Source organism: Paraburkholderia fungorum, from assembly GCF_046027215.1.
Taxonomy (GTDB): Bacteria; Pseudomonadota; Gammaproteobacteria; order Burkholderiales; family Burkholderiaceae; genus Paraburkholderia; species Paraburkholderia fungorum_D.
Window position 1 is genome coordinate 1,038,835 of record NZ_JAQQEN010000002.1, and the last position, 24,507, is coordinate 1,063,341.

21 protein-coding genes and 2 pseudogenes are annotated in these 24,507 nt (G+C 58.5%); 9 read left to right on the forward strand and 14 right to left on the reverse strand.

The annotated features are described in order from the left end of the window. Positions 1-34: 34 nt before the first annotated feature. The 3 genes and pseudogenes from PQR27_RS25295 to PQR27_RS25305 form a co-directional block, all read right to left on the reverse strand. Positions 35-303: pseudogene (locus tag PQR27_RS25295) on the reverse strand (ISNCY family transposase); the annotation flags it as partial. 108 nt (positions 304-411) lie between these two features. Continuing rightward, positions 412-1,827, reverse strand: coding sequence for an ISNCY family transposase (locus PQR27_RS25300; RefSeq protein ID WP_408525451.1), 1,416 nt, complete (start codon positions 1,825-1,827; stop codon positions 412-414). A gap of 910 nt (positions 1,828-2,737) precedes the next feature. Then, the gene (locus tag PQR27_RS25305; RefSeq protein ID WP_408526366.1) at positions 2,738-3,775 is read right to left on the reverse strand and encodes an isocitrate/isopropylmalate dehydrogenase family protein; all 1,038 of its coding nucleotides are present in this window, start codon (positions 3,773-3,775) and stop codon (positions 2,738-2,740) included. Between the two features lie 579 nt (positions 3,776-4,354). Between PQR27_RS25305 and PQR27_RS25310 the strand changes: the two genes are divergently transcribed. From PQR27_RS25310 to PQR27_RS25320, 3 genes are all read left to right on the forward strand, one after another. Then, positions 4,355-4,945 (forward strand): BPSL1445 family SYLF domain-containing lipoprotein, encoded by a 591-nt coding sequence (locus PQR27_RS25310; RefSeq protein WP_408526367.1) that lies wholly within the window; start codon positions 4,355-4,357, stop codon positions 4,943-4,945. Between the two features lie 59 nt (positions 4,946-5,004). Continuing rightward, on the forward strand, positions 5,005-5,814 hold the full coding sequence (locus tag PQR27_RS25315) for a PRC-barrel domain-containing protein (RefSeq protein WP_408526368.1): 810 nt from the start codon (positions 5,005-5,007) through the stop codon (positions 5,812-5,814). Positions 5,815-5,906: 92 nt separating this feature from the next. Further along, complete coding sequence (locus PQR27_RS25320; RefSeq protein WP_408526369.1) at positions 5,907-6,140, forward strand: hypothetical protein; 234 nt, start codon at positions 5,907-5,909, stop codon at positions 6,138-6,140. A 1,166-nt stretch (positions 6,141-7,306) separates the two neighbouring features. Here PQR27_RS25320 and PQR27_RS25325 read toward each other — a convergent pair. After that, complete coding sequence (locus PQR27_RS25325; RefSeq protein ID WP_408526370.1) at positions 7,307-9,322, reverse strand: bifunctional DedA family/phosphatase PAP2 family protein; 2,016 nt, start codon at positions 9,320-9,322, stop codon at positions 7,307-7,309. 319 nt (positions 9,323-9,641) lie between these two features. Beyond that, positions 9,642-9,884 (reverse strand): annotated as a pseudogene (locus PQR27_RS25330) (diguanylate cyclase); the annotation flags it as partial. Between the two features lie 162 nt (positions 9,885-10,046). On the opposite strand from PQR27_RS25330, the gene PQR27_RS25335 reads away from it, so the two are divergent. Beyond that, complete coding sequence (locus PQR27_RS25335) at positions 10,047-10,463, forward strand: BspC domain-containing protein (protein WP_408526371.1); 417 nt, start codon at positions 10,047-10,049, stop codon at positions 10,461-10,463. Positions 10,464-10,557: 94 nt separating this feature from the next. Here PQR27_RS25335 and PQR27_RS25340 read toward each other — a convergent pair whose 3' ends face one another. From PQR27_RS25340 to PQR27_RS25350, 3 genes are all read right to left on the reverse strand, one after another. After that, a complete protein-coding gene (locus PQR27_RS25340) occupies positions 10,558-11,817 on the reverse strand; it encodes a putative Na+/H+ antiporter (RefSeq protein WP_408526372.1) in 1,260 nt (419 codons plus the stop codon). Between the two features lie 112 nt (positions 11,818-11,929). Further along, entirely contained in the window at positions 11,930-13,252 is a 1,323-nt protein-coding gene (locus tag PQR27_RS25345) for a chloride channel protein (RefSeq protein ID WP_408526373.1), read from the reverse strand. A gap of 710 nt (positions 13,253-13,962) precedes the next feature. Further along, positions 13,963-14,223, reverse strand: coding sequence for a hypothetical protein (locus PQR27_RS25350; protein WP_408526374.1), 261 nt, complete (start codon positions 14,221-14,223; stop codon positions 13,963-13,965). An 846-nt stretch (positions 14,224-15,069) separates the two neighbouring features. On the opposite strand from PQR27_RS25350, the gene PQR27_RS25355 reads away from it, so the two are divergent. Next, positions 15,070-15,318 carry a hypothetical protein gene (locus tag PQR27_RS25355; protein WP_408526375.1) on the forward strand — a complete coding sequence of 83 codons (249 nt, stop codon included), beginning with the start codon at positions 15,070-15,072 and terminating at the stop codon, positions 15,316-15,318. A gap of 23 nt (positions 15,319-15,341) precedes the next feature. Further along, positions 15,342-15,506: a hypothetical protein gene (locus tag PQR27_RS25360; RefSeq protein WP_408526376.1), complete on the forward strand. Its 165-nt coding sequence runs from the start codon at positions 15,342-15,344 to the stop codon at positions 15,504-15,506. A 324-nt stretch (positions 15,507-15,830) separates the two neighbouring features. Here the strand turns inward: PQR27_RS25360 and PQR27_RS25365 are convergent, their stop codons facing one another. The 3 genes from PQR27_RS25365 to PQR27_RS25375 all read right to left on the reverse strand — a co-directional run bounded on the left by PQR27_RS25365 (position 15,831) and on the right by PQR27_RS25375 (position 18,939). Then, entirely contained in the window at positions 15,831-16,085 is a 255-nt protein-coding gene (locus PQR27_RS25365; protein ID WP_408526377.1) for a hypothetical protein, read from the reverse strand. A gap of 69 nt (positions 16,086-16,154) precedes the next feature. Then, entirely contained in the window at positions 16,155-18,023 is a 1,869-nt protein-coding gene (locus PQR27_RS25370) for a chloride channel protein (RefSeq protein ID WP_408526378.1), read from the reverse strand. A 490-nt stretch (positions 18,024-18,513) separates the two neighbouring features. Continuing rightward, the gene (locus PQR27_RS25375; protein WP_408528295.1) at positions 18,514-18,939 is read right to left on the reverse strand and encodes a MarR family winged helix-turn-helix transcriptional regulator; all 426 of its coding nucleotides are present in this window, start codon (positions 18,937-18,939) and stop codon (positions 18,514-18,516) included. Between the two features lie 1,056 nt (positions 18,940-19,995). Between PQR27_RS25375 and PQR27_RS25380 the strand changes: the two genes are divergently transcribed. Both PQR27_RS25380 and PQR27_RS25385 read left to right on the forward strand, forming a co-directional pair. Further along, on the forward strand, positions 19,996-20,325 hold the full coding sequence (locus PQR27_RS25380) for a DUF1840 domain-containing protein (RefSeq protein ID WP_179741081.1): 330 nt from the start codon (positions 19,996-19,998) through the stop codon (positions 20,323-20,325). A gap of 8 nt (positions 20,326-20,333) precedes the next feature. Next, on the forward strand, positions 20,334-20,834 hold the full coding sequence (locus PQR27_RS25385; protein WP_408526379.1) for a hypothetical protein: 501 nt from the start codon (positions 20,334-20,336) through the stop codon (positions 20,832-20,834). Positions 20,835-20,899: 65 nt separating this feature from the next. On the opposite strand, the gene PQR27_RS25390 is transcribed toward PQR27_RS25385, so the two are convergent. Together PQR27_RS25390 and PQR27_RS25395 are read right to left on the reverse strand one after the other, a co-directional pair. Beyond that, positions 20,900-21,325 carry a universal stress protein gene (locus PQR27_RS25390; RefSeq protein WP_408526380.1) on the reverse strand — a complete coding sequence of 142 codons (426 nt, stop codon included), beginning with the start codon at positions 21,323-21,325 and terminating at the stop codon, positions 20,900-20,902. 57 nt (positions 21,326-21,382) lie between these two features. Beyond that, positions 21,383-21,568: a hypothetical protein gene (locus PQR27_RS25395; protein WP_408526381.1), complete on the reverse strand. Its 186-nt coding sequence runs from the start codon at positions 21,566-21,568 to the stop codon at positions 21,383-21,385. A 568-nt stretch (positions 21,569-22,136) separates the two neighbouring features. Here PQR27_RS25395 and PQR27_RS25400 point away from each other — a divergent pair. Next, positions 22,137-22,583 (forward strand): hypothetical protein, encoded by a 447-nt coding sequence (locus PQR27_RS25400; protein WP_408526382.1) that lies wholly within the window; start codon positions 22,137-22,139, stop codon positions 22,581-22,583. Positions 22,584-22,627: 44 nt separating this feature from the next. Here the strand turns inward: PQR27_RS25400 and PQR27_RS25405 are convergent, their stop codons facing one another. Next, entirely contained in the window at positions 22,628-24,430 is a 1,803-nt protein-coding gene (locus PQR27_RS25405) for a glycoside hydrolase family 15 protein (RefSeq protein WP_408526383.1), read from the reverse strand. Positions 24,431-24,507 lie beyond the last annotated feature (77 nt).

The following is a 24,507-nucleotide window of genomic DNA, read 5'->3' on the forward strand; positions in this document are numbered from 1 at the left end:
GCCGCTGTGTTCATCGGTGAGTTTCTTTAGCATACCGGTGGATGAGCTTCCGGTTCGCCGGCGTGTCGTCGAGCAGGTACATCACCCGGTCGTACTGCACGTCAGCGACTTCGTCACGCGTCGCGTCTCGCGCCACGTCATCAGCAGGTCGAGATTCTCGTCAGCCCGCCGCGGCCGGTGCGCATCGAACTCACTCTTCGGTGGCCTGGCAAACCGCGCGTTGTAGGCGGCCCTGAAGGAGGGCGCATACGCATTGGCATCAGCCACCGTGCTGATGCCGCGCAAGCGCATCTCCTTCACCATGCTAGAACACGACCTTACAACTTTGCTCTTACACACAATGTCGAGGCCATTCTGAAATGTCCGGGTTTGGACTTTTTAGAAATGTCCGGTTTTAAGGTTCAGAAATCTCTATGTTAGAGGGCTTTCAAGCACCGAGCCTGCCCGCGTTCCGGCAGTTCCCAGGACCGCTGCATTCAGGTCTTCAAGCGTCAGTTCGCGCTGCTTGCAGGTGCCCACCTTGCGCTCCTTCGGCCGCGGCGCTTCGCCCTGATTCGTTCTCGACGGCGAGCCTGACGCACGCCGGTCATCGCGCTGCGCCTGGATCACCTGCGCCATCTGCAACGTGTGTCCCAGCCGCTTGTTATCGACCACCGCCGCCTGGTCGATCTCCGAGAGCCGGTCATACGGCACACAGGGCAGGGCAGCGCCATTGACCCGGATCTCGATGCGTCCGTCCGGATACTCGAACACGTCCAGATAGTTGTGAATGAGGCTGCGGTTTGCCGCCGTGTCTTCAAGCAGATAGATCACCCGGTCGTACTGCACCGTCAGCACCTTCGACACGCGCCGCGGCACCCGGCACGTCAGGATCAGGTCGAGATCGTCATCGGCCCGTAACGGCCGGTGTGCATCGAACGCGCTCCTGGGCACCTTGCCGAACCGGCCATTGAAGTCAGCGATGAAGTGGGGCGCATAAGCGTTGGCCGCCTCCTTCGTGCTGATGCCGCGTAGCCGCAATTCCTTCACGAGGCGATCCTGCAACGTCAGATTGGCGCGCTCGACGCGCCCCTTCGCCTGACTGCTGTTGGCACAGAACGTATCCACATTCAGTTCGTACAGCGCGCGGCCAAACTGCGTCACGCCCTTGCCAGGCGTCACCGAATGGCTGTTGCAATGAAATACGCTCGCCTTGTCGCTGTACAGCGCGACCGGCTTGCCATGCTGTTCAAGGTACGCGCGCATCGCCTCGAAATAGCTGAAGGTCGACTCTGTCGCCGTGAAATGCAGCGCCATCAGCCGGCTGGTCGCATCGTCAATGAACACCAGCAGCGTGCAGGCTGGCGCGCGGCCCTCGAACCAGCGGTGATCGCTGCCGTCGATCTGCACCAGTTCGCCCAGGCATGCTCGGCGGTTTCTCGGCTGATGCAGCTTCGGCGGTCGCTGCCGGCGGGGAATCCACAGCCCGGCCTCACGCATCCAGCGCCGCACGGTTTCTTTCGCCAGCACCACGCCATGACACTCGGCGAGCTTCTCGCACGCCAGTGTCGGCCCGAAATCGGCGTAACGCTCACGCACCAGCGCCATGGCCCGCGCACGGAGATCCACCGGCAGTTCGCGGTTGCCCGGTTGCCCACGCCGCGCCGAGACGAGCCCGGCCGGTCCGGCAGCCTCGTAGCGCCGCACCAGCCGGCTGACCTGACGCTCACACAGCTGCAGCCGTTCCGCCGCCAGCACGATCGTCAGGCGATGCTGGACGACCGCTTCGATGATCTTCACGCGCTCGAGCTCGTGCATGCTGATCGTGATCAATCCACGTCCGTTCATGTCCGGCTCCCGGGCTGTGCTCATGCCGCAGCATGCGCCACAGCCGCCGGTCCGGAGCCGGGAACCGGACATTTCTAATGAGCCAGAACCAGACATTACTAAAAAGCTCTGACACACAAAGTGTTGATAATTTATATTATGTAAAATTGTGAAAGCGCGACCTCGTTGTCACTACCCAGCAGACGTTAGTTTGCGCGAATCTGTTCCGGTTTTTGCATAAAACCTGTTCGTAGCCCATAGTCCTGAATCCAGCGCCGCTGCCATGTAGTCGCGCCGCATGTTCCCGGGCCATCCCAAGCCAAGCACTTTTGTGGATGAATAGCTCGGACACCATGCTTGGCGTCACTGGAAAAAACCTCAAAATCGCTCCATACGTTGGTCGCGGGAACAACCTCCTGCAGAGACCTCTTGAGCGGCTTTGTTCCCGACGTCTCTGCGAGCCGCGATTCGACCGGACATACGCGGGAACAAAATTGTGCGAGCCGACGTTCATCCATGTATGGAATGCCGCTACGCCGGATCGCACTCAGCCGACGCTGGCCCTTGAGCAGATACGCCGGCGTGCGCAATGCGCCAGGGAGGTCTGGGAGCGCACGCCAATAGTTGCGCGAGGGCGTCGTATCAAGGATGGCCGCTGATGCCCTGCCTGCCTGACGAGCGTGGCCGCTACCGTTAATACGACCAGCAGCAGGACGGCTTCCACATTCAGTTGGGTCGTGGCAAGGCCGGCGCGCGTTCTTTTAACAGACGTACGCCGGCAGCGCGATACGGTCTATGCATCGCGCAGGTGATATTCAAATCAGGACAGCACGGGAGGGGCGCGGGGCTTGGTGGAGGGAAGCGGTTCAACGCTCGATGCTGGATGGCCAGTACCGTGATGGAGAGCAGCGCCGACACGTCTCCCCCGCGACTACGTACTCTCGATCCGGCGAACCACTGCGGCGGCGAAGTCGCGCGTTGATGCAGTGCCTTTCAGATCGCGCGTACAGATATGGTCGGTGTTGAGTGTTTCAGTGATTGCAGTTCGGAGTCGTTGGGCGAGATCACCCTTACCAACATGCTCAAGCATCAAGCCTGACGCAAGTAATAAGGAGATGGGATTGGCCACGTCTTTACCAGCGATGTCCGGCGCGGATCCATGCACGGCTTCAAAAATTGCCGTGTCGTTACCGTAGTTGGCGCCAGGCGCCATGCCCAGTCCGCCAACAAGCCCCGCTAACTGATCCGACAGAATGTCTCCAAACAGATTGGTGCACAAAAGCATATCGAACTGCCACGGGTTCAGTACAAGCTGCATCGCGCAGGCATCGACAATGATGTCATTCATTTCCACCCGACCTCCGTAATTCCGGGCAACGTCTCGAGCGGCTTCCAGGAACAATCCCGTGAGTGCCTTCAGGATATTAGCCTTATGCACAACGGTGATCTTCTTTCGTCCGTGCTTCAAGGCATATTCGAAGGCAAATCTTGCGATTCGTGCGCACGCTTCGCGTGTGTTTACCCCGGTCGCGACTGCAACCGCTTTCGGATCATCGCCGACGGGAATGTAGTATTCGTGTGCGACATAGAACCCACCGAGGTTTTCGCGCACGAGCACGAGGTCGATCTCGTCGTAGCGACCAGGGATGATGGTACGCACGGGCCGAACGTTGCCAAAAAGCTGAAACTCTTCGCGAAGCCGAACGTTGGAAGAGCGGAACCCCTCGCCGATCGGGGTCGTCAATGGACCTTTGAGGGCAAGCTTGTTCTTGCGAACGCTTTCGAGCGTCACATCTGGTAGCGGATCGCCACAGTGGGTGACCCCGGCGATTCCGGCATGCTGTACGTCCCAGATGAATGGGGATCCTAAAGCGTCAAGAACCTGGACCGCTGCAGCAACCACTTCTGGCCCGATTCCATCTCCGGGAATCAGCGTTGCGCGGATTTTGTGTCTCGGCGTGCTTTCCATACCAGTCCTCCAGATTAGACAGGGACAACCGTCCGTGGTTGATCGGCTATTGCTGACGCCGCTGGGTGCAATGAGTTGGTCTCAGGCATGGACCAGACCAAAACTTCATTTCCGCCGCATGGCGCACTCAGGCGGATGTGTCGCCGTGTCATGATTGCCAGCTGCGGCGACAGCTGTTCTGGCCTCGCATTCGAGATACGGCGCCAGCAGCGAAACAAGGAACAGGCCACATAGCGGATATACCGGTCGACCTGTCGTCACGGAGGTTCATATCAACGTCTCCAGTGTCAAGGCCGGTGCATACGTGCGCCTGATCGACCCCTCCCGCAGATCCCATTAAAGTTGTTCCAAGTTCAACAATAAAGTCAATTCGGACGCCAACCACCTGCTTCCGTCAGGCATCTGGGTTGACGGAATTGAAGTGATCGACAGCCGATGCCCGCCCGCGATCACGAGAGCCTGTGAGATCAACGCTGATGGTGCGTTTGAACATAGACAGCGATCTGTACGTTGTCGTACCGCTTTCTTGCGCGCGTGCGCGTAGTGTGTCTTATATCGCCGACCAGTGGGGAGAAAATCATGCTTAGACGAACCTTCATCTGGAGCACATCCGGATCGCTTCTGGCGTTCGGAGCAGCGCTTTCAGGTTGCACCACCACCTCTTCCTCCGATGCGAGTCGCAGTCAGCAGATGGACAAGCGCCGCACTATCGATGCGGGCGTCGACTCGACTCTCGCGCGCCTCTACGGCATAGCTAGCGGCTCACGTGAACTGGTCGGCAAGGCGCACGGGGTACTGACGTTCCCGTCGGTGATCGACGCCGGCTTCGTGGTCGGCGGTCAGTATGGCGAAGGCTCCTTGCGCATCGGCGGACGCACGGTTGGCTACTACAGCACGGCGACCGGGTCGATCGGCTGGCAGATCGGCGCGCAATCGCGCGCGATCGTGTTGCTGTTCATGACCGACGAATCGCTAACCCGCTTCCGGAGCAGAGACGGATGGTCGGCTGGCGGCGATGCTTCCGTGGCCGTCCTGAAGGTCGGCGCAAACGGCAATCTCGACACGAGCACCGCTACTGGACAGGTCGACGCTTTCGTGCTGACCAATAATGGGTTGATGGCGGGAGCGTCGCTGGAAGGTACCAAAGTCACGCGGCTCACGTCGCTTTGACATTGGGTCGAGGGGCGCGCGTGATGCCTGCCCAAGTAGAAACAGAGGGTAGAGAAATCATGTTACGAAGCATACGAGACTTGCACGGAAGCATTGTTTGCGCGGTGGATGGCGACATCGGCTCAGTCACACAGGCCTATTTCGACGACGAGTCATGGGGTGTGCGTTATCTGGTGGTCGAAACAGGCAATTGGCTCAATGATCGGCAAGTGCTGGTCTCGCCGTATTCGGTTAAACATACCGACCCCGGATCGAGTGTCGTGCATGTCACCCTTTCCCGGCAGCAAGTGAGGGACAGCCCAATGCTGGACGCCCATAAGCCGGTATCGCGGCAGCACGAGATCGAGTACCTGCGCTACTACAGCTATCCGACGTATTGGGGTGGCCCGAACCTGTGGGGCATGGGTGCCTACCCGGCCTATGACCCGACAGGCGTGCTACCGGACGCGCTGCCCGATGAGTCGTCAAGGCCAACCTTGCATACGAACAAACCGCAAGCTGACGTTCATCTGCGCAGCACTAACGAGGTCAAGGGCTACCATCTCAAAACAGCGGACGGCAGTATCGGCCATGTATCGGACTTCATTTACGACGACACCGACTGGGCGATTCGCTACCTGGTTGTGCAGACGCACAACTGGTGGCCCGGCGGCAAGGCCGTACTCATCGCGATTCACTGGATAGACGGAGTCGACTGGTTCGATTCGACCGTATCAACGGCATTGACGCGCGACGTCATCAAGAATAGCCCTGCTTACGACGACTCGATGCCGATCGACCGGCGTTACGAAGTCATGCTGCACCGGTTTTATGACAAGCCCGGATATTGGGCGGATGCCGGTGCCGGCGAGCGGGTCGCATCGGAATAAGCCGCCGCGCAGACCACGGTCCTTGTCAAATCCGGACCGTGCCAGATCAACCGGAACGAGCACCTTCAAAGGCGTTATAGCGGGAGCAGGTCATGAGGCAGAACATTCAGAAGTTGTATCAAGCCCGGATCCACACATTCACCCCCGAATGTCTGGAACTGCAGGACGGCACGTTCGATTTTCATCTTCGGCACGCTGTGGAAGGCTGCCTTCCTTCGGCTGACAAGCACTATGACGTCGGCGTTTTTTCGACGAGCAAGGAAGGCTATGCGGCTGCACTTGCATATGGTGACAAATACATTGCCGAACACAAGTTCGGGATATAGCAGCGCTGACGGTTATCAACAAACCGCGGGCTTTACTCAGCAGCGACGACGACCAGTGTGGCTGTCGTTCAATTAGACGGACGGTGCCATGGCAGACAGAATTATCTCAAGCAGGACGCACGACGCTTACATGACCGTCAGGGATCATATTGCCGATGGCTGGGTGGCGAGCGTGTGTGTCGTTCCCAAGGGCGCGTCAAAGGGCAAAGAGCTCATCAAACATCGACACTTTCTTCGAACGTGAAGATCTCGCGTGGGAATCGGTGGAGACGCTTGCGCGTGCCGAGCTCAACAATCTGAATAGCACAGGGCCGCCCCTTCCAAACCTCGCCATGCACGGCGCAATGCCCGTGCCATTCGGGGAATTTCGTCTGCTCCGGATCTTACCCCTTCGGCTTATCGCGACAGAGCCATCTGGGGCCTGTAATCAGACTGTGCCGACGCCGCGCAACACCTCGCACGCAAGCGTCGACCTGCTTGCGCAGCAGTTGGTCGCCAGGTGGGGAGGCAAATAGCCCGGGAATGCTGGACGCGACTAGTCACCGGCCCTCGCCTGCGATCCGCAGTAAGGATCTGAAGCGACCTCCATCCCCTCAATTGTGCAGCCGGCGGGGATGTGTCTGGATCGAAAATCGCCCCCGGCGAAGCTGCAGTTGTCTCGCGGGAACGCGTATAACAATACGTATGCCGTACCAAGGAGGCGAGCCTGAATCGGGAGAATGGCGTCGAACCAGGTTCTATCCGTGGATCAAACCTCATCGCCTGTGAAGAAACGCGTCCCACCGCTCGCTACGGGCCAGCCGACGGAAAGCCCGCTTGTGGACATGTTCACGCCAATGGAAGCCAGCAAGCAGCAAAACGGAAATTGCCAGCGCAGCTATGCATATTAGGAATCCTGTGAGTTCCGTCATTGGGGCACCTCGCAAGCCTGTCTAGTTCGCACGCTGCGAATCCCAGCTGAAAATCACCGGCAAGTTGCGACGTGACCAGAGTGACATTTTCGCCCAATGCGGAGCCCGACTCAAGCGCCCTCTTCTCCCCTTCCCGCGAATCATGGCCGCTGGCCCTCTCTTGTGATTACGTCAAACAGGTATGGAATTGAGAGCTGAACTTGTTGAAGCCGGCCTGCCAAAGGATCCCAGCCAACGTCGCCTTCCATCCGACGTTCAATTCGATGGCGAAATGAGGAGCACCACTGGGGTTCCACGACAGTCCAGTCTCGCCAGTACCTCTGCCCCACGGCTTGCCGGCCACTCGTCTCCGGCATTCAGCTTCGGTGCCGGCGTGATCTCTCCACGCAGGATGTTAAATGGCCACGGCTGGCGATCCACGCGCTCATGTTCAAGGGAGCCTACCCAGATCGGTACGGGCGCAGCGCCGTGCAGATCCCGCAAAGCATAGCCACTCGGCCAGAAGCGCAGGACATCACGTTCCTCGCGCCCATTGCCCGGACGAATGAAAACGAGCGGCGACGGTACTCCATCGTTCAGTTTCGGCAGTACCGGAAGCACTATCGCTGCTGCCTCAGGCGAGACGACAGAAAGCAGACCACGCGCAGAGACTGCACTACCTTCGATCCAGGCTCTGCTTCGAAGTCCGATTCGTATATCGTCTGCGTTTGCGGACCACTGAAAGGTCAAGGGTTCCCTCCGATCCCCTGACATGTCTGCGCGATAACACGGCAACTTCTTCGATAGCGAATTGATCCATTGTGACTCCGTCGTCAGCGTGAAAATCTGGGTCGCGTTGCCGTCCAATCTGGGTGCTGGAGGAGCAACGTCGAGTTGCACTGCAACGCTTACACACACAACACCAAGCATGAGAGCCGGCAAGAGCCTGCGCGATGGTGGCACCCTGGGATGCCGCCACACGGCGGTCAGTGCTACGACAGAAACCCAAACTGCCGCGAGCGCAGCGCCGCCGATTGCATCGGAAAACCAGAACTGACCGAAGTAAAGTCCCGCCAGCGCAATGAAGAGGACAACAACAGCACTCACTGTGGCAACGAAAACACCTACCAATGAACCCACCCGTCGCGTCAGCAAAAATGCGAGAAAACCGTAAATGATGACCGCTGCAGCAACATGAGTACTCGGAAACACATGTACGTCGGACTGGAGCGAGCCTGGCGGAGTTCGGCGTATCGCCAGATGAATGGCAAATATCAATAGCTGGGAAAAGGCAACGGCGCCCAGCCAGTAGGCCAGGGTGCGCCAACGGCGCTCCCATATCATCCAAAGCGCCACTGTTATAGCGAGCGCCGCCAGCGTGGCAATGCTACCCAGCTTTGCGAGACCCGACAGCGTGATATCTCCCCAGGAGGTGCGCATCGACTGGAGAAAATGATAGACCGACATGTCAATCCCCACCTTTGGATTGCCGTGAATGGCCTCGTCGAGAACGCCGAAGAAAGCCCAGGCGGAGAAAAGAACCACAACCGACGTCACTACCATAAAGCCGGCGACCGGACGCTCGGGGTCCAAGGCTCGCAGGACGAAGCGACCTGGCAGTGCCGTGTGGGCGCTAGCCCAATTCAGAAGACCGTCGCGCATTGCACTACCCCAGGCGTTGACGTGCGCCAGAAGAAAGCGAGCACCACGAAAGCTCAGCCATACTATTGAGACCGCAAGCGTGATTGTGACAACAAGACGGAAGGATACTGCACTCGCCAGTTGTACCGACGCACCGAACATGATGCCCAACAGGATGTAAGCGGGTGCCCAGAGCAACGCCGAAAGGACGTTCATCCCATAGAAACGCGCTGGCGTCATCCCCACCATTCCCGCAACTACCGGCACAATCGCGCGCACCGGCCCGATGAACCTTGCAAGGACAATACTCTTGGCGCCATGCCTGACAAAAAACACGTGTCCCGCGTCGAGCAACTGCGGGTGAGTCCGAAAAGGCGGCAAGCAGGAAATTCTGGTCTTGTAACGGTGACCAAGCCAGTAGCTGATGCCGTCACCCGCTACCGCGCCGGTAATTGTGCATGCGAGCACCCATCCAAGATCCAGGGTTCCGGTTCCCACAAGCGCGCCGGCCACAAAAATCGCCGTGCTACCAGGGATGACGGTGCCTATAACGGCGACGGCTTCGAGGAACGCGGCCAGGAAGATCACCGTAAGCGTCCACGTTGGATGCCCAGCGAGCAGACGCAACATGTGGAAATACGCGTGTTCCATCTACATCCCCCACATTCATGTGCAATCTGATACCACCGCCTTCAGGATAGCGCCGAGTTCCGTCAATCTTCCGATGACAACTTTGATGTGAGGACCGTGATGGTCGAGTATGCTCCGGAAATGCTGCGGTCTTGCCTCAAAGGTCAGACCAGATTACTGACTGATGGGTCAATTCTGAATCAACATCGAGAGCTCTTGCCGGTGCATAACCAGAATCGATCAGCGATATTCGGATCGCAACTCTTCCGTGACGGTTGCTGTGTGCAACTTCCCCAAACTTGAGAATTCCTACAGGTGGGTGCTCACAGGTGGAGCCCGCTCACGCAGGAACACACGGCGAAACCGTGTTCCGGCCGGTGGCCTTATTGTTGTACGGCGCTTCATCAGCAGCCCTGATCACCGCGGTTACATCGTTGTCCTGTTCTGGCGCCCAGCTGGCCAGGCCGATGCTGGCGGTCACGCGTCCGTATTCACTGCCTGCGTGCTCTATGGCCAGTGCACTGATGGCCTCGCGGATCTGTTCGGCGATCTGAACGGCGCTCGCGGGCGGAGTATCCGGTAGTGCCGTGCGTCAATCAAGATGAGAACCGCATTGACTCAGGCTTTTTGTTACCGGGCGAGGGTCGTTGCCTCTTAATTTGCTACCCGTCAGAATGCAGGCGGGAGCGACTTATGACGAGGCGGCTCAGCATGACAACACGACAGGAATTGACGGGAGCAGTCGGTGAGCGGCATCGCCGTTCTGACCACTTTCTTTTTTCTCCTCGTATGTTGCTGGACTTATCACCGGGCGCACGCACAGGCAGAATCCGCACCGTTGACCGACTATGCCTTTCTCAGCCACATCCATGTTCGCGAAGCGGTCGTAAATTGCATTGCGGCCTTCGACCAGTGGGTACGAACCGAGCCCCGTTACGATTCGTTCGTCGTGTCAGAATGGAATGCTCTACGCGCAAAGGTACTTCCTGTCACGCCCACGCAAGGCCCTGACCAGTCGACTGCGGTCGATGCAACTGTGCGTATGCTGGCGTTCGCGAAGCTGCGCCAGAAATACGTTTGGATCCCTGTTACGGCTTTGTGCGGTCTCTGGCACAAGCACGTTGTCTCCTTCTCAGTGAAACCCAAAGGCCGACACCCGTAAGGCAAGGACGCGCTGATTCCGCACTCAATGCCGACGGGCTGCCGCACGGATACTTACGCCTTTCCAGGGCGCCACATTTAGGGCGGGAAGACATCTACAGCAAAACGAACGCTACACACGCGGTCGCGGTCGGAAGAATGGCACTTGCCAACAGTCCGAGCGCGCTGACGGACTTGTCGGAGAATCCCCGACGCACGATGGCGAGCCCCGCCGGGTTTGGCGCATTGGCGATGACCGTTAGCCCTCCCCCAGTCACCGCACCAGCGACTAGCAGATACTTTGCTTCATTCGACAGACCTTCTATCAGGGATCCGAGGTAGGTGATCGCAGCGTTATCCATGATCGCAGTCAGGCCTGTCGCTCCAATATAGAGCACCTGCGCGTCCATGGAACGGACAACGGGCTGAAGCCACCATTGCTGTAAGCCGCCCAACACGACCAGTCCGCTCAGGAAGAACGCGACCAGCAGGCTCTCACGCAACAACAGCGGCGACTGATATCGTTCATACGCCTGCGTGAAGCCAAGAAAGAACAGAAAAGCCGCGACGAATAGGATCGCGTGATGGGCGTTCAGAACGACGAACACCAGAAAAAACAGGTGCGCCAGCGTTACACCCACCGGTATCGGCTCGTCCTCAGGTGATTCCGGAGAGGGACTGTCGCCACCTGGAATCTGCCGTGCAATGGCGATCAGGAGCACTGTCGCATTGATCACTACTGCGATTGCCGCTTTCCATCCAAAAGTCGCCGCCATGAATGCCGTGTTCCATCCCCATGCTGAAGCAACCATCAGCACCGGTGGCGCCGCGTAAGCTGTCAACGTACCGCCGATCGAAACATTGACGAAAAGTACAGCGAGGGCACTGTACTTGGACGACTCCCTGACGGGGAGCAGGAAAAGACGATCACGCAGCAGGAGGGCCGCAAGGGTCATTGCCGCCGGCTCCGTGATAAAAGATCCCAGAAGGGGTACGACGCCAAGCGACAGCCAGACAATCACCAGTTCGGCGCGCAACGGTAGTATCTTTGCGACGCCTAACAGAAGTCTCGTGACAGCCTGAAGGACTGGCTTGCTCGCCGCAATAACCATGACAACAAAGACAAATGCGGGTTCCGTGAACTCACGGGCTTCCAGATAATCGACTACAGCCGCTTTGCCTGACACAGCCCAGATGACCGCGCAAAGGACAAGCGCCCAGAATCCAAAAACTACCTCCACCTCGCCGAGGAAGTGAAACAGCCCCGCGTGCGCGGGATATCTCGTTGCCAACGCCTCGATCCTTTTGCCCGCGAACGTGTGAATTAAAGCAAGCGAAAAAATGCAGGCAGCGGCGACTTCGATGGCGTGGGGCATCCGTCAGGCGGTCCTTACAATGCAGGGAACTAAAAAAATAGCGCGGTCTTCGTAGGCGAAGCGTTCGTCTGGCGATCCAGGTCTTATCGTTGCAATCGAAGAGCACCCACGATCAGCGAGCCTTTGCGGCGCCACCGGTATATCGCTCCGACAACGCCTCGTACAAAGGCGGCGCAAATATTCTCGAGACCGGGCTCGCGATCAGGGCGGTCGCCATCAGTGAGATCACGAGCGCATGCCCGTTGATCATCTCGATCACAATGACAAACGACGTGATTGGACTCTGCGTCACGGCCGCAAGATAGCCGACCATGCCGAGGGCAATCAGCATCGGCAACTGCATCTGGGAAAACACGAGGTGAAGCGCATTGCCGATGCCCGCGCCTATCGCGAGGGATGGCGCAAACAGACCACCCGGAGCACCGGGCAGATACGAGCCAATCATCGACGCCATCTTGAAAACTGGATACAGAACCGTCAGGTGGGCGTTCCCCTCGAGCATGTCCTTCGCCTCCGCGTAGCCACTGCCAAAAGTGTGTCCACCCGAGAACACACCGATAGCCGCGATGACGAGTCCGCATCCTGCGCCGAACAGGATCGGGCGCCGCGTACGGCAGTCCCGAACAACAGACGGCATCCATCGCCGGGTATTGAGCAGCAACCAGCAGAAGATGCCACCCGCGCTCCCGGCAATAACCCCGATGAGAACGACTGCAACGGCAAGCAGATCCGGGAAGCGGGTTCCAACGTCGATCGTTCCAAAATAGGTGTAGTTGCCCTGTATGCCCAACGCAACGATACCTGCAAAAATGATTGCCGTGATGAGCACACCGCTCGTTCGCTGCTCGAAACTGCGGGTCAACTCCTCAATGGCGAAGACTACTCCTGCCAGCGGCGCATTGAATGCCGCGGACAAGCCGGCCGCTGCCCCGGCTAACGCCAGCCGGCGCTCCAGCGCACCTCCTCGCATGGCACGAAATCGCTTCGGGTAAAACGCGCGCAGATTGAACATGAGCGCCGCACCAACGTGAATCGTCGGCCCCTCGCGTCCGATAGTGAATCCGCCGAGTATGGCGAGAAATGAGACCAGTATCTTGCCGACGAGAATTCCCGGCGTAAGAAGGCGTTCGCCGAGTCCACTCCGGTCGTGCAAGGTTGCGATGACTTGAGGAATACCGCTACCCTCCGACCCGGGGAAGAAGCGCAGCGTCAGCCAGACACAGGTCGCGCTAACAGCAGGTGTGGTCAGTAACGGCAGCCACCGGTATCGCGTGGCGTACTGGAGGAATTCGCCATAGCCGAAGTCGATGAGCCGCGCGTAGGCGACCGCAAGAAGCCCGACCGCCACCGCACCGAGCCAGAACACACCGTAGTGAAGCCATAACCGATGCGCACGCTGCAGGGTTCGTCTGTCAACAAATGAGCGCAGGAGCATGGCATCAAAGAGAAAAGAAAACTGTGAGTATAAATGCCGGAAAGGGTCTGGCGAACAGTACTGACGAAATCAGATACGCGGATCTCCCGGTCAGGAGCTGGCAGTGCCCAATCGACCATGCCCCATGAAGTCGGCGCTCCCACGTATAGACAATGCAATCCGCCAGCCGTCCGGTAATCAATTCTCCACGCCTGCTCCTGGCAAGAGTCCACGTCCGCCGCCCGGCCTTCGAGCCTGAACAGGAACAGATTCAGTACGCAGTCAGCACAGAGAGGTAAATCATGAAGAGCTGATAGCAATCTCATGCATCTCTCTCCCTTACGGCACCTGCCCCGAACTGTACGAATGGTGTTACTCGCCAGCCCGACCGACAGTCCGATGAGGTCGGCGTCGACACTCCTCCTCGATACCGACCGCTCTTACTGGATGGACCGCCTCATCAAGTCGCGCGAAAAGAGACTCTCCGACGTCCCCGGCGAAACTACGCAGGTACATAGCGCGACGCCGGCAATGAAGAGTGCGCTCTCCGATCAACGCGCGGCCACTACCTCAAACGGGCCCAACTGAGCATCGCGTGCACTTTGCGGCTGGCGCCTCGACAAAAAATCATCGCCGCAGATCTTCATCGCGCCCAGCCTGTCAACGCGCTCTATTCCTTGTCGCACGAGGGCCTCACATCGGTCCAGTTACCTGGAATCCAACATTCTCTATCACCTCGCCACAACGGGCTGCCGCCCGCTCAAGCGACACCGCAGTGAGTCGCGCGCACGGCCTAACGCCTGGTCTAGCGCGATGCGCTCCATCACGTCCGACTGACCCGACCCGGTGAATGGTTCAATGCAGGCATACACCGTTTCACCCGATACCGCATGCCTTGCCAGCGTATCCACCCACACACAACCAATGGCGCATTCTTCCTGTGTTGTCTCGCTGATAATTTCAAAATCAGCATAGACGGCTGAGTCTTTCATGTAGCCCTCACCCCTAAGCAGTTGACCCGGCTGCCGGCACGAATCCCATTGAGTCGGACTTCAACGCGTCTCAGATCACCCGGTTGATCAGACCCTGCCGCACTTGATGGTTCTGCGCGGACCATTGTCGCGAAAATGCGCCAACGTCATGTCAATGCAGCAAGTGAACTAAACTCCGCAGCCGCTCAGGCGCGCGGGTCAGTTATAAATACCTGACGTGAGTCATTATATGTCACTATGTGAAGTAATTTTGAGCGCGCCTGAAATTTTCTGGTTTTTCGCGTGCTATCAAGGAACGTTGCTGCGAGCGGACGGCACTCGATGTGTACTCCGAAGTCCGATCTGGCGTTCCCCTCCTCCCGTAAAACGGGGGACGTGAAGCATGGAGCGCCCAGTCAGCGCCAGTTTGACCACGTGGTACAGCCATAGAAGCCAACCTTGGCATCAGCCTGTCCCTCGCCTCCTGCATGATTCTGTTTGCCGGAGTTTGGCCTTGCGCGCCCCCTGTCGCATGGCCGTTAGCCGCACCCTCTTGCACAACGCGAACGGTCCGCCGGTGTACGAATGACTTCCATGAGTGCGGTCATCTCCATCTATGCGAAAGCACGTGGCGCACGTCGATCTGATCAGGCTTCAATCCGATGATGGGTCGATGTTCTGGCGACCTACAACTCGCGTGGCGGATCAGACAGGCAAGTTCCTGGCTTCCCACGCTGCAGAGCCCAACACCATTGGCCAATTGATGCGGCGCAATCGACGGGAATTCTTCGGGACGTTAATCCGCCAGAGAGGCAGTTGTAACAATTTTCGACACCGATCCGGCTCGACGATGTGAGGAGAATTTGGATGAAAAAATGGCTGGATTTAAACGTGTTTCTCCGCGTGCCTGCGACGGCCTGGCTTTATGCCGTAGTCACGATGATCGCATGCTACTCCGTGCTGACAATCCTGTTGCGCTTCGTGATGGCCCGTGTGGAAGCGCTGGCTGGAAGGATTTCGATGAAACTCGATGACATGATCGTGAAGGTACTGAAGAGCACGCGTCGCGCGACAATACTGATCTCTCGCTCGGCTTCGAAGTCGTACATTACGTAACCGACCCAGGGTTTATCCTATACATGGATATCCAGCAAAAAATCAACCTGGCGCTGATGACCGAATTTGCTGAGGCCGGCGTTGAATTTGCGTTTCCGACCCAAACGCTTCACGTCGCAAGCGCGCCCCAGGAATTCTTTCGTGCAGCCGGCCAACCTGCTGCGCACCGTGTTGCGTTCCAGAACTGACGCTGTCCCGGCAGTTTCCCAGGAAATACCCGGCGGAAGTTGGCGGGACGGCAATAGCGATGGTTGTGAGCGGGAATCTTCAATACTCGAGACCGCAAAAAAAGCCCGGCATTTCTGCCGGGCCATAAAAAGGTTGCCCCGCGGCTTCCGTGCGGGGCTGCCCTGACGTGATTCACGAATGCGGCGTCGTGCAAAGCTCACGATTGGTTTATTTAACGTAACGTCATTCACTTAAGCACAGCTTAAGTAGCACACGATTCCGCTTTAAAAGCTGGCATTTGTCGCGTTGCCTGCCGTCGGCAACTGCGCGTCCGTTGCCTCCCGCTATAGTCCGATGAAATAAGGTTGCACCTCCATTTCTTCCGACCATATCTGAACGTCAAGCATCTCCTCAAACTCCACCGCGACATCGCGATACATGCAGCAGAAACCCCGCGCCGTTCGGTAGACGATCACCCACTCCGGCTGCGCGTCGGCCTCTGCTCCCGATTGCACCTCGAATGCGCGCCTGACCGTGTCGAGGTGCAACACCTTGCCAAGGCGCCTGCACGCCACATCCACATCGTGTATCAGTTTCATCGGTTCCTCCTTCAACTACAGCGCATTCGGACCACCGCAAATGATCGCCATGCATCATCGCGTCCAGACTCACCCGGGAAATATCCTGATGCTCCCGGCGACGGAGTCCGCAATGTGCTCTTTCGCTATCACACCCAGCACACGAACCGGACCGGGTCCATCATCCTGCCCGACCACGATCGCCATTACCGCGTGCTGCTTCCAGAGTCTCGATATGACGCTGAAAGCGACGTCCTTCTCCCGCACCACGATGAAGTTGCGCTGCGCCAGCGTCCCGAGCTCTATATCGGAGTCGCCCTGACTTACCGCGCGGCGCAGCCCGGTGTTGATACGCAAAACGCCGTAGATTTCATGCTCCCTGGTGACGACGACATGCCGAAATGCCGGTCCGTCAAGGCGGGTCATCAATTCACGAAAAGGTACCCGCGTGTCCATCACCAGCACATCGGTCTCCATGATCTGGGCCGCGTTTTGAACCAGAAACATATTGGCGTGCAGGGCATTGGGAATCGGATGACCACGCCGCACAAGCTTGAGCGTATAAATACTTTCGGGAGAAAGAAGCCGGCGCACCCCCAGACTGACTGCAACCGCGATGATCATCGGCAACACAATGTCGTAGTCGCGCGTCATTTCGAAGATCATGGCTACGGCGGTCATGGCCGCGCCCGTGCCGCCACCCACCATAGCGCCCATGCCGACCATCGCAAAGGCAGGCGCGCTGACCGGCGCGCCCGGTACGGCCATTGAAATGAAGGAAGCAAAAGCAGCACCCAGCGCAGCGCCAATGAAAAGCGACGGCGAGAACACCCCGCCCGACGAGCCAGATCCGAGGCTGACCGACGTCGCGAGCGTCTTGCACAGGGCAAGCAGCAGCAGGAATTCCCCACTCTGAAGTTGGCCATAAAGGGTCGCCTGGATGGCGGCATAGCCCACACCTTCGACGTAGTAATGCCCCGCGTATCGCCAAAGCAGATACATCGTCACTCCGACGATCAGCATGCCGAGCGCGTGGCGGCTATAACGCCCCGGAATCCGGTCGAACGCGTCTTCCGCCCAATGGAGCGAGCGAATCAGTAGTGCGGCGGCCGCGCCGGTCAGCGCGCCTAACAGTGCATAGAGAATGAGCGTGAGAACACTGCCTGGCTCGTTCGGAATTGCGCCAAGTTGCGCCGGCACAAAAAACGCCGGCGCCGCGCCGAAGAACAGACGGCCGAGAAACGTTGCCGTGCCGGTGGCCAGCGCCACTGGCAAAAAAGTGTTGACGCTGATCTCCGGCATCATCAGTTCGGTGGCGAAAAGCACACCACCAATGGGAGTATTGAAAGTCGCGGCGATCCCCGCACCTGCTCCCGCCGCGACAAGCGTGATGCGCTGACCCGCAGTCATTCTGACCAGTTGTCCGAGCGTCGAACCAAGCGCCGAACCAATCTGGATGATTGGGCCTTCACGACCGACCGCAGCGCCCGACCCGATCGCGAGAGCAGACGCAATTGATTTCACAACCGCGACAACCGGCCTGATGACGCCGCGCTTGTAGTAAATCGAGTCCATTACCTCCGGTACGCCATGCCCTTTCGCTTCGGGTGCGAACGTACTCACAATCCACGTGACAGCGAGGCCGCCCACCACAGGTACCAGAATGACAAACACGCCCCACGGCGATGCGGGCGTGAAATGACTTGCATCATAAGCAAACGAGAAGTGCCCGAGGAAGAACGCATTGTGGACAAGCCCAATCAGGCTGCGGAATACGACGGCTCCTAGTCCCGTCACGATTCCCACAATGACGGCAAGCACACACAGCCAGCGCAGGCCAAGCGGAACGATGGAATCGTCTTCATGCTGCACCGCCGGCTGAGGTTGCACCGGCGACACCTTGACGTGGCGCGGATTGATGGTAACCGTGCTTTCGGGCCGAGCCGATCCGTCGTTCATGACTTGCCCCTATCGAAGCGCCAGATCGTCTGTGTTTCACGAAAAGCCGCTACCTCATTGACCGTTCAGGCGAGACGCACCGACTACGGAAGTGAGAGCTACCGACAGCGGTGAACTCGCTCCGTTCATTCGCGTCGCCGCAGCCGCGGGTTCATCTGGCTCGAACGCACATTCAGGACGATCAGCATCCCCTCACACTTCACATCGACGCGAGCGGTAAGTCGCGGACGAAGCAGATCGGCTGCACTCGCGTCTCGCATTGCCAAAGCAGCACTGCCATTACACCCCGCTACGCGATTGCACCAGCCGTCAGGTGTGCCTCCAGCGATCGGCATTTGAGGGCCTTCGTGGAACGCACTTGTACTACACAGCGTAGAGCACGGAACTGATTGCTACCAGAGACAGAACGCAGCCCGGTTATGACCGGCTGGCCTATCAATCGGCTCGTCAGCAATTCACTGGCCTGTTGGCGTGTCGTAAGGACGCTGCGTCAAAGCTCGTCAGCTTCAGTCTTGAATGCCCACCCAAACGACTGGACTTCAGTTTTATGCAGCAGCGCAAGCCGGGCCAGGCATCGCTCTCCCTTTTTCAACAGGTGCACTTCAACTTGCCGCCGATCTTCTTCGCTGGGTCTACGGGCAACAAGACCTGCCGCTTCGCAGCGGGAAACGAGAGCGACCGTGCCATGCGGCGAGGCTTGCAGCCGCTCGGCCAGTTCGCCCACGGTCGCCCAGTCCCGCCCCGGAAATCCGCCGATATGAAGAAGCAACACGTATTGCAGCGGCGTAATGCCCTCAGCATGGACTATTTCTTCCGAAAAATGCAAAAACCGACGCAACTGATAGCGGAACTCAGACAACTCTTCCAGTTCCGGCTTCGTTAATTGTTCAGTCTCCGCGCGCCTTCTGGAAACCATCGCCTCATTCTCCTGTGTCACCATCGAAAACTGGAAATGTGTCACTCCGTGACCTAATATACCTGCTTACCCCTTCTACATTGCGACCACCTTATCCGTGAACGGTACGGAACGGAAGAGGTGTTGCGCCCCGGCGGCAAGCAAAAACAAGATTCATAAAACGAACGACCGCATTCCAGATGGCGCGACGCTAGCGTTGAACCTGGAATCAAACGATGAAATCCCTGATCATCGCCTTGGCTGCCGCGCTCTCAGCGCCAGCCGTCATCCCTGCCACCGCGGCAGAGCCAGGACACGTCATGCTGGTTGGGATGACCGACCCCGCGACCGAGGGTCCCGCCGGGCCAGCTAGTGCCTCTGCCTCGACGACCGCGATATCGCGTGTCACGTACAGCGCGCCGCCCTTGCCGAAACGCAATCTTGTCCCCGCTTCGCTGCGAAAGCTGGACTTCCACGGCGCGCATCCCGCCCGGCATCTTAGTGGACAAGGATTTGATTGGGCACCGGCCGCAGCCGGCAAATGATACCCGGTCCGGAGAGGTTTCCAGACCACCGCGATGCCTGAACCGATCTGACGCGCATCCGCATAAATCGTGTGTTGGGCGTGCTTCCTCACGAGAGGCACCGTCCGAGCTGTCCTCGGCCCGGCTCGGCCCCGTGTCAATTCGATCCTCGCAAGAGTTCAGCCAGTTAAAATCTGGCTTCAGTAGGCGATCACGCCAATGCCACTACATCAAACTGCCTCAAATATCATTTACATTAGTCACGATGTGACATAAAGTGGAACTGAGGCTTTCTCTGGCTTGATCTGACGCGAGATGATGCGAGTCAGCGCACAACTAAGACTGGCCGTATGCTGGGCACCCACGGGGGAGCGGCCCTCTTCTTCGCGGACTGTCGTCAGCCATGCAGAGGGCCTCGCGATCATAGTGGCCAGCGGGCTTTCCCGCACGGGCTCAGTGGCTCAGCCGGCGGTAGCAGTAGCGGGCGACAGATACAGGTGGCGCGGACGGGCGTCGTATCGCTATCCGGTCCCTGCCTTAAGGAGACTTCATCATGCTGATCACCTTCCGGTCACCAGCCGCACCCGACGTGGTCATGCTCAAGAATCTCGCTCAATACCTGCTCAGCCTCATTGGCAAGCATCTTGGAGCAAGGGGCGTCATTCAGCACAATGAGCTGCCAGGCGCGATTGTCCGTCTCGAAACAGCGATCTCCGAAGAAGCACAAGCGGACGTTGCGCTCGAATCGCTTTACCACGTACCCGACGCACACGGTCGCACTGTAGACGAAGATCATCGCGGGCTCGCACAACGGGCGTGGCCGCTGCTGGATATGATGCGTGAAGCGCGCAAAAAGGACGCGGACATTATCTGGGGGCTCTAGATAACGCGATGTCCGTCAACCGGACGGAAAAACTCGCAAGCCTTAGTTTTTTCTTTGCGGTGATGGTAATCAGTTTTGTGGGGTTTGAACGCGACTTTCACTCTATTGGCGCCCGACTTATCACGGATTTTGAAATGCCTGCGGTAACCCTTGCACGCTCTGCGACTGTCATGGCCTTCTTCGGCGTGCTCATTTGCGCAGGCGCTTCCATCGCGCGTGCGACCCCTCAAACCAGCTTCACGGCACATACTTCGAACGAGGCGACGGTTGCGGTGCACTGGCTCTTGCGCGCGGAGCCGAGTGACCAAAGAATTGGCGGAACTCTAAGGTACTCGACGGGTATCGCGGCGGTCGTGATCGACGCGTACGGACTCGGTGCTCTGGGCGTACTGCCGGTTGGTCCTTTCATTTTCACCAGATGGCAGATTGGTCCGGATACGAACGGGCGAAGTTTAACGAACCACGATCGAGGGGACCCTGCAAATTCCCAACATGTCACGTTTATCTGACCCGCGACCTGAATTGCGATAAACGGGTCGCCGCTCCGGAGCTAACCGGCTTCTAGGGGGCCACATCAAAGATGTACGCCACAGGACACACGGTCCAGCAACTCCAGGTGACTTCCGCCTGCCAGCCAGCGAGTCACAAAACCGCCTTGTCGATGACCAATAACAATCAGATCGGCTTTCAGGGAGTTTGCGAGGTTTGCGATCTGTTCCGTGGCGCTTCCTACTGAGAAATGGCCGGTCGCAGAAGTGCCCCATGACTCGAGCTTCGCGATTCCTTCCTCCAGTATTCCTTTCGCAGCCTCCTCGTCGACGTCGAATTTCATCGACGAGAAGGCGTCGTAACCGGCTGGCCACCATGCCAGACCAAGAACGGACAGAAGATGCGTCTCGGCGCCCAGCTGCTTCGACAATGCGGCGCCGCAACGCAATGCGTGCTGTCCTTCAGGCGTTGCGTCGTAGCACAGAAGAATGCGTTCGAATGGCGCCGACATCGGCTTCTCAGGAAAGTATCTGGCAGACCGGGTTGCCGTGCCAGCATTTCGAAATGGCTAGGTGAACATCGGTACCGCCTCGATCAGCGCCACCCCCAGGAGGACCCCCACCACTGCGCCGATCAGCTTCGGATGCCATCTATCAAGGTGTAGCGCGGCAAGGAGGCCACCGAGCAGAATGACCCCAAGAAATGCGAACGCGATCACCAGATAGCCGAATTCGAAGTCGTTGTTGATGACCATCACTCTCCTCCTTTTTCCGACCGTAGCGCTCGCTGACTCCATGACGGGACATAGCGGTACATCGACTTGGAATCGCACTGGTTTTGCCAGCAACGGCACTGTTTCAGTATATGTCACGCCGTGACATATATCAGCACGCGTGGCTATCTCGGCTCCGACCGTTGCCAACCATTTTTCATATCCACGAGCGCTCCCGCCGGGAAACGCTTCAGCAGGCTCTAAAAGCGTCCGTTATGATTGGGTCGACCTGAAAGCATTGCCGCAACCGGGGAATGTCGTTGCAAATGCAAGCGGCAGCGCGGCTTCCGGAACAATGGCCAAATGAAAATATGCCACGTGCAGGCTAGCCAATCGGCCCGGCGGTGTCCACCTGCGGCGCTCGCGCCGGAAGGCCGTCACGCGGCGTGCTTTTGAACGCGAGCCTTAGCAGCTACACTGTGTTTTTCGGATGGCATCACGTCCTTTGCGGGTCGCTCCGCAGTTCGCGAAGGAGAGTGTGCTCAGGGCTCAAGGATTGACAGATCAACATCGGCATCCCATTCGTGCGGCCAGAACAGCAGCGCTGCTCGTGCTTGCGCAACTGCCGTTCGCAGCCTCCTCATACGCCGGGCAGCCGGCCTGGCTCGACGCGCGCGTGTCCCAGGAGACAATCAATTCGACAATCTGTCACCGAGGGCACATCGCGCAGGTGATGCCATCGATTGACGACCAGATCCGACTGAAAGACGCACTTCTTGAGCAGCGCGGCGTCGACCCGTCGTCGGCTTCCGACTATGCGCTTGATTTCCGCATGCCGGTGCTGCTGGGTGGTTTGCCTGATGCACAGGAGAACCTTGACGTACTTCCATGGGAGGGTGACCACGGTGAGCGCCGAAAACGCCGGTTCACGGTCTTCCTGCGGCATTGTGTCTGCGCAGGTGAACTCTCCCTGAGACGTGCCCAGACGGCCATTTCCGGTGACTGGTCGCATACGTATCCAAACCTCTGGGCGTTGACATGTCGGGACATTCGATGACGGTGGCTAACCCGCCATAGGTTCAACCAAGTGCAAATGGGATCTCAAACTGAATTTTTCCCCTGGATCCCTTGCCCGCAGCGTTGTAACGAAGGCCCACTGAGAGCAAGTGCAGCGTTGACAACGGCAAGATGAGTCAATGCCTGCGGGAAATTACCGGCCAGGTGGCGCCCCGGCACGTTGTACTCCTCGGCGAGCAACCCCAGATCGTTAGCGACCGCAAGCAGGCGCTCGAACAGCTCCCGAGCCTCCTGATCACGGCCCTGCAATTTCATGCATTCGGCCATCCAGCATGAACACGCAAGGAACACCCCCTCATTTCGCCCATCTGCACTCTGCACCTTGCGGCGAATCAGTCCGCCTTCCGAGAGTTCGCGCTCGATTGTCGCAATTGTCGAGGCCATCCGCGGATCGTCAACCGGAAGAAAGCCGACAAGCGGCAGGAGCAGAAGACTTGCATCCAGTGTCTGTGCGCCATAGTGTTGCGTGAACGTGGCAAGACCTTCGTTCCAGCCCTCCCGATATATCTCGTCGTGTACGGTCTGGCGCAGAGCCTTGATCCGGCCTAACAGATCGCGACTAACCATATCGTTCGTTGCATGCCGATTGACAAAGCGGTCGAATGCAACCCATACCATGACTTTCGAATAGGTGTAGTGGCGAGGTTCGGCTCGCGACTCCCATACGCCGGAACCTCTGGTTTGCCAGATCGTTTCGAGATGCTCGACGAGCTTTCGCTCAATGACGAATTCCTGGTCCGATGCCGGGACTCCGCCCCGGGCTGCGAGATCTAGACAGTCCAGCACCTCGCCGTATACATCGAGCTGGTGTTGCGTTGACGCGGCATTGCCGATTCGCACTGGTTGCGCGAACCGGTATCCCGGCAGCGCGTCCACGGCCCACTCTGGCAAATGGCGCGCGCCGTCCACGCGATACATGATCCGCATGTTATCCGGAGAGCCGGCGATCGCGCGAAGTAACCAGTTTCGCCATGCCCCGGCCTCTTCCCGGTAGCCGGCGTTCAGTAAGGCCGAAAGCGTAAAACTCGCGTCGCGCAGCCAGCAATAGCGATAGTCCCAGTTCATCTCGCCGCCGGGGGCCTCGGGAAGCGAGGTGGTCGGTGCGGCAACGAGGCCGCCACTTCGCTGGTGTATCAACGCCTTGAGTGTTATCAGTGAACGACGGACCTGAACCGGCCATTCCGTCGAGGCATTATCGAAGCGGCCAATCCAGTCGCGCCAGAAATGTTGGGTCGAAACAAGCGCCGCCTCCGCATCTATCGGCTCCGGCGCCTCCTCATGCGACGCCCCGTAACTCATGACGAAAGCGATTCGCTGTCCGGCTGATACGTCGAATTCAACTTCGGTCGAGTCTGCGTTCACGCACAGCTTCAACGGCGCACGCAAAACGACAAGATTCGGGCCTACCTTCGCGATCATGCCGTCGCCTTCGGCCGCGCTCCACGGGGGCAACGCCCCGTAGTCGAAACGCAACCGCACGACGCTGCGCATTTTCACAGTTCCTTGCAGCCCCACCACGATGCGGACAAGCGACGAAAAGGTTCTGCGCAAAGGCATGAAGTCGACAACCCTCACGTCACCACCCGCAGTCTGGAAATCGGTTTCCATGACGAGCGTATCGTCCTGATAGCGACGACTTTGTGTGGTAGCGTCGTCCACGGGAGCAAGTGACCAATGGCCGTGGTCGTCAGTTCCAAGTAACGCGGCAAAGCACGCATCATCGTCGAATCGCGGCCAGCATAGCCAGTCGATGGAACCGTCCTTGCCCAGCAGCGCGGCAGTTTCGCCGTCGCCGAGCAGCCCATAGTCTTCGATCAGCTTGCTCACGCCCTGTCCCTTGCCTGCGCCGGTCGCCCAAATGGTTGCTGGATGTCGCTCCGGGCGTTCCGTCGATACGGCCCCGG

Coding starts and splice junctions, on each gene's coding strand:
- PQR27_RS25300 (WP_408525451.1), bottom strand. CDS start 1,827: ATGAACGGACGTGGATTGATCACGATCAGCATGCACGAGCTCGAGCGC.
- PQR27_RS25305 (WP_408526366.1), bottom strand. CDS start 3,775: ATGGAAAGCACGCCGAGACACAAAATCCGCGCAACGCTGATTCCCGGA.
- PQR27_RS25310 (WP_408526367.1), top strand. CDS start 4,355: ATGCTTAGACGAACCTTCATCTGGAGCACATCCGGATCGCTTCTGGCG.
- PQR27_RS25315 (WP_408526368.1), top strand. CDS start 5,005: ATGTTACGAAGCATACGAGACTTGCACGGAAGCATTGTTTGCGCGGTG.
- PQR27_RS25320 (WP_408526369.1), top strand. CDS start 5,907: ATGAGGCAGAACATTCAGAAGTTGTATCAAGCCCGGATCCACACATTC.
- PQR27_RS25325 (WP_408526370.1), bottom strand. CDS start 9,322: ATGGAACACGCGTATTTCCACATGTTGCGTCTGCTCGCTGGGCATCCA.
- PQR27_RS25340 (WP_408526372.1), bottom strand. CDS start 11,817: ATGCCCCACGCCATCGAAGTCGCCGCTGCCTGCATTTTTTCGCTTGCT.
- PQR27_RS25345 (WP_408526373.1), bottom strand. CDS start 13,252: ATGCTCCTGCGCTCATTTGTTGACAGACGAACCCTGCAGCGTGCGCAT.
- PQR27_RS25350 (WP_408526374.1), bottom strand. CDS start 14,223: ATGAAAGACTCAGCCGTCTATGCTGATTTTGAAATTATCAGCGAGACA.
- PQR27_RS25355 (WP_408526375.1), top strand. CDS start 15,070: ATGAAAAAATGGCTGGATTTAAACGTGTTTCTCCGCGTGCCTGCGACG.
- PQR27_RS25360 (WP_408526376.1), top strand. CDS start 15,342: ATGGATATCCAGCAAAAAATCAACCTGGCGCTGATGACCGAATTTGCT.
- PQR27_RS25365 (WP_408526377.1), bottom strand. CDS start 16,085: ATGAAACTGATACACGATGTGGATGTGGCGTGCAGGCGCCTTGGCAAG.
- PQR27_RS25370 (WP_408526378.1), bottom strand. CDS start 18,023: ATGAACGACGGATCGGCTCGGCCCGAAAGCACGGTTACCATCAATCCG.
- PQR27_RS25375 (WP_408528295.1), bottom strand. CDS start 18,939: ATGGTTTCCAGAAGGCGCGCGGAGACTGAACAATTAACGAAGCCGGAA.
- PQR27_RS25380 (WP_179741081.1), top strand. CDS start 19,996: ATGCTGATCACCTTCCGGTCACCAGCCGCACCCGACGTGGTCATGCTC.
- PQR27_RS25385 (WP_408526379.1), top strand. CDS start 20,334: ATGTCCGTCAACCGGACGGAAAAACTCGCAAGCCTTAGTTTTTTCTTT.
- PQR27_RS25390 (WP_408526380.1), bottom strand. CDS start 21,325: ATGTCGGCGCCATTCGAACGCATTCTTCTGTGCTACGACGCAACGCCT.
- PQR27_RS25395 (WP_408526381.1), bottom strand. CDS start 21,568: ATGGTCATCAACAACGACTTCGAATTCGGCTATCTGGTGATCGCGTTC.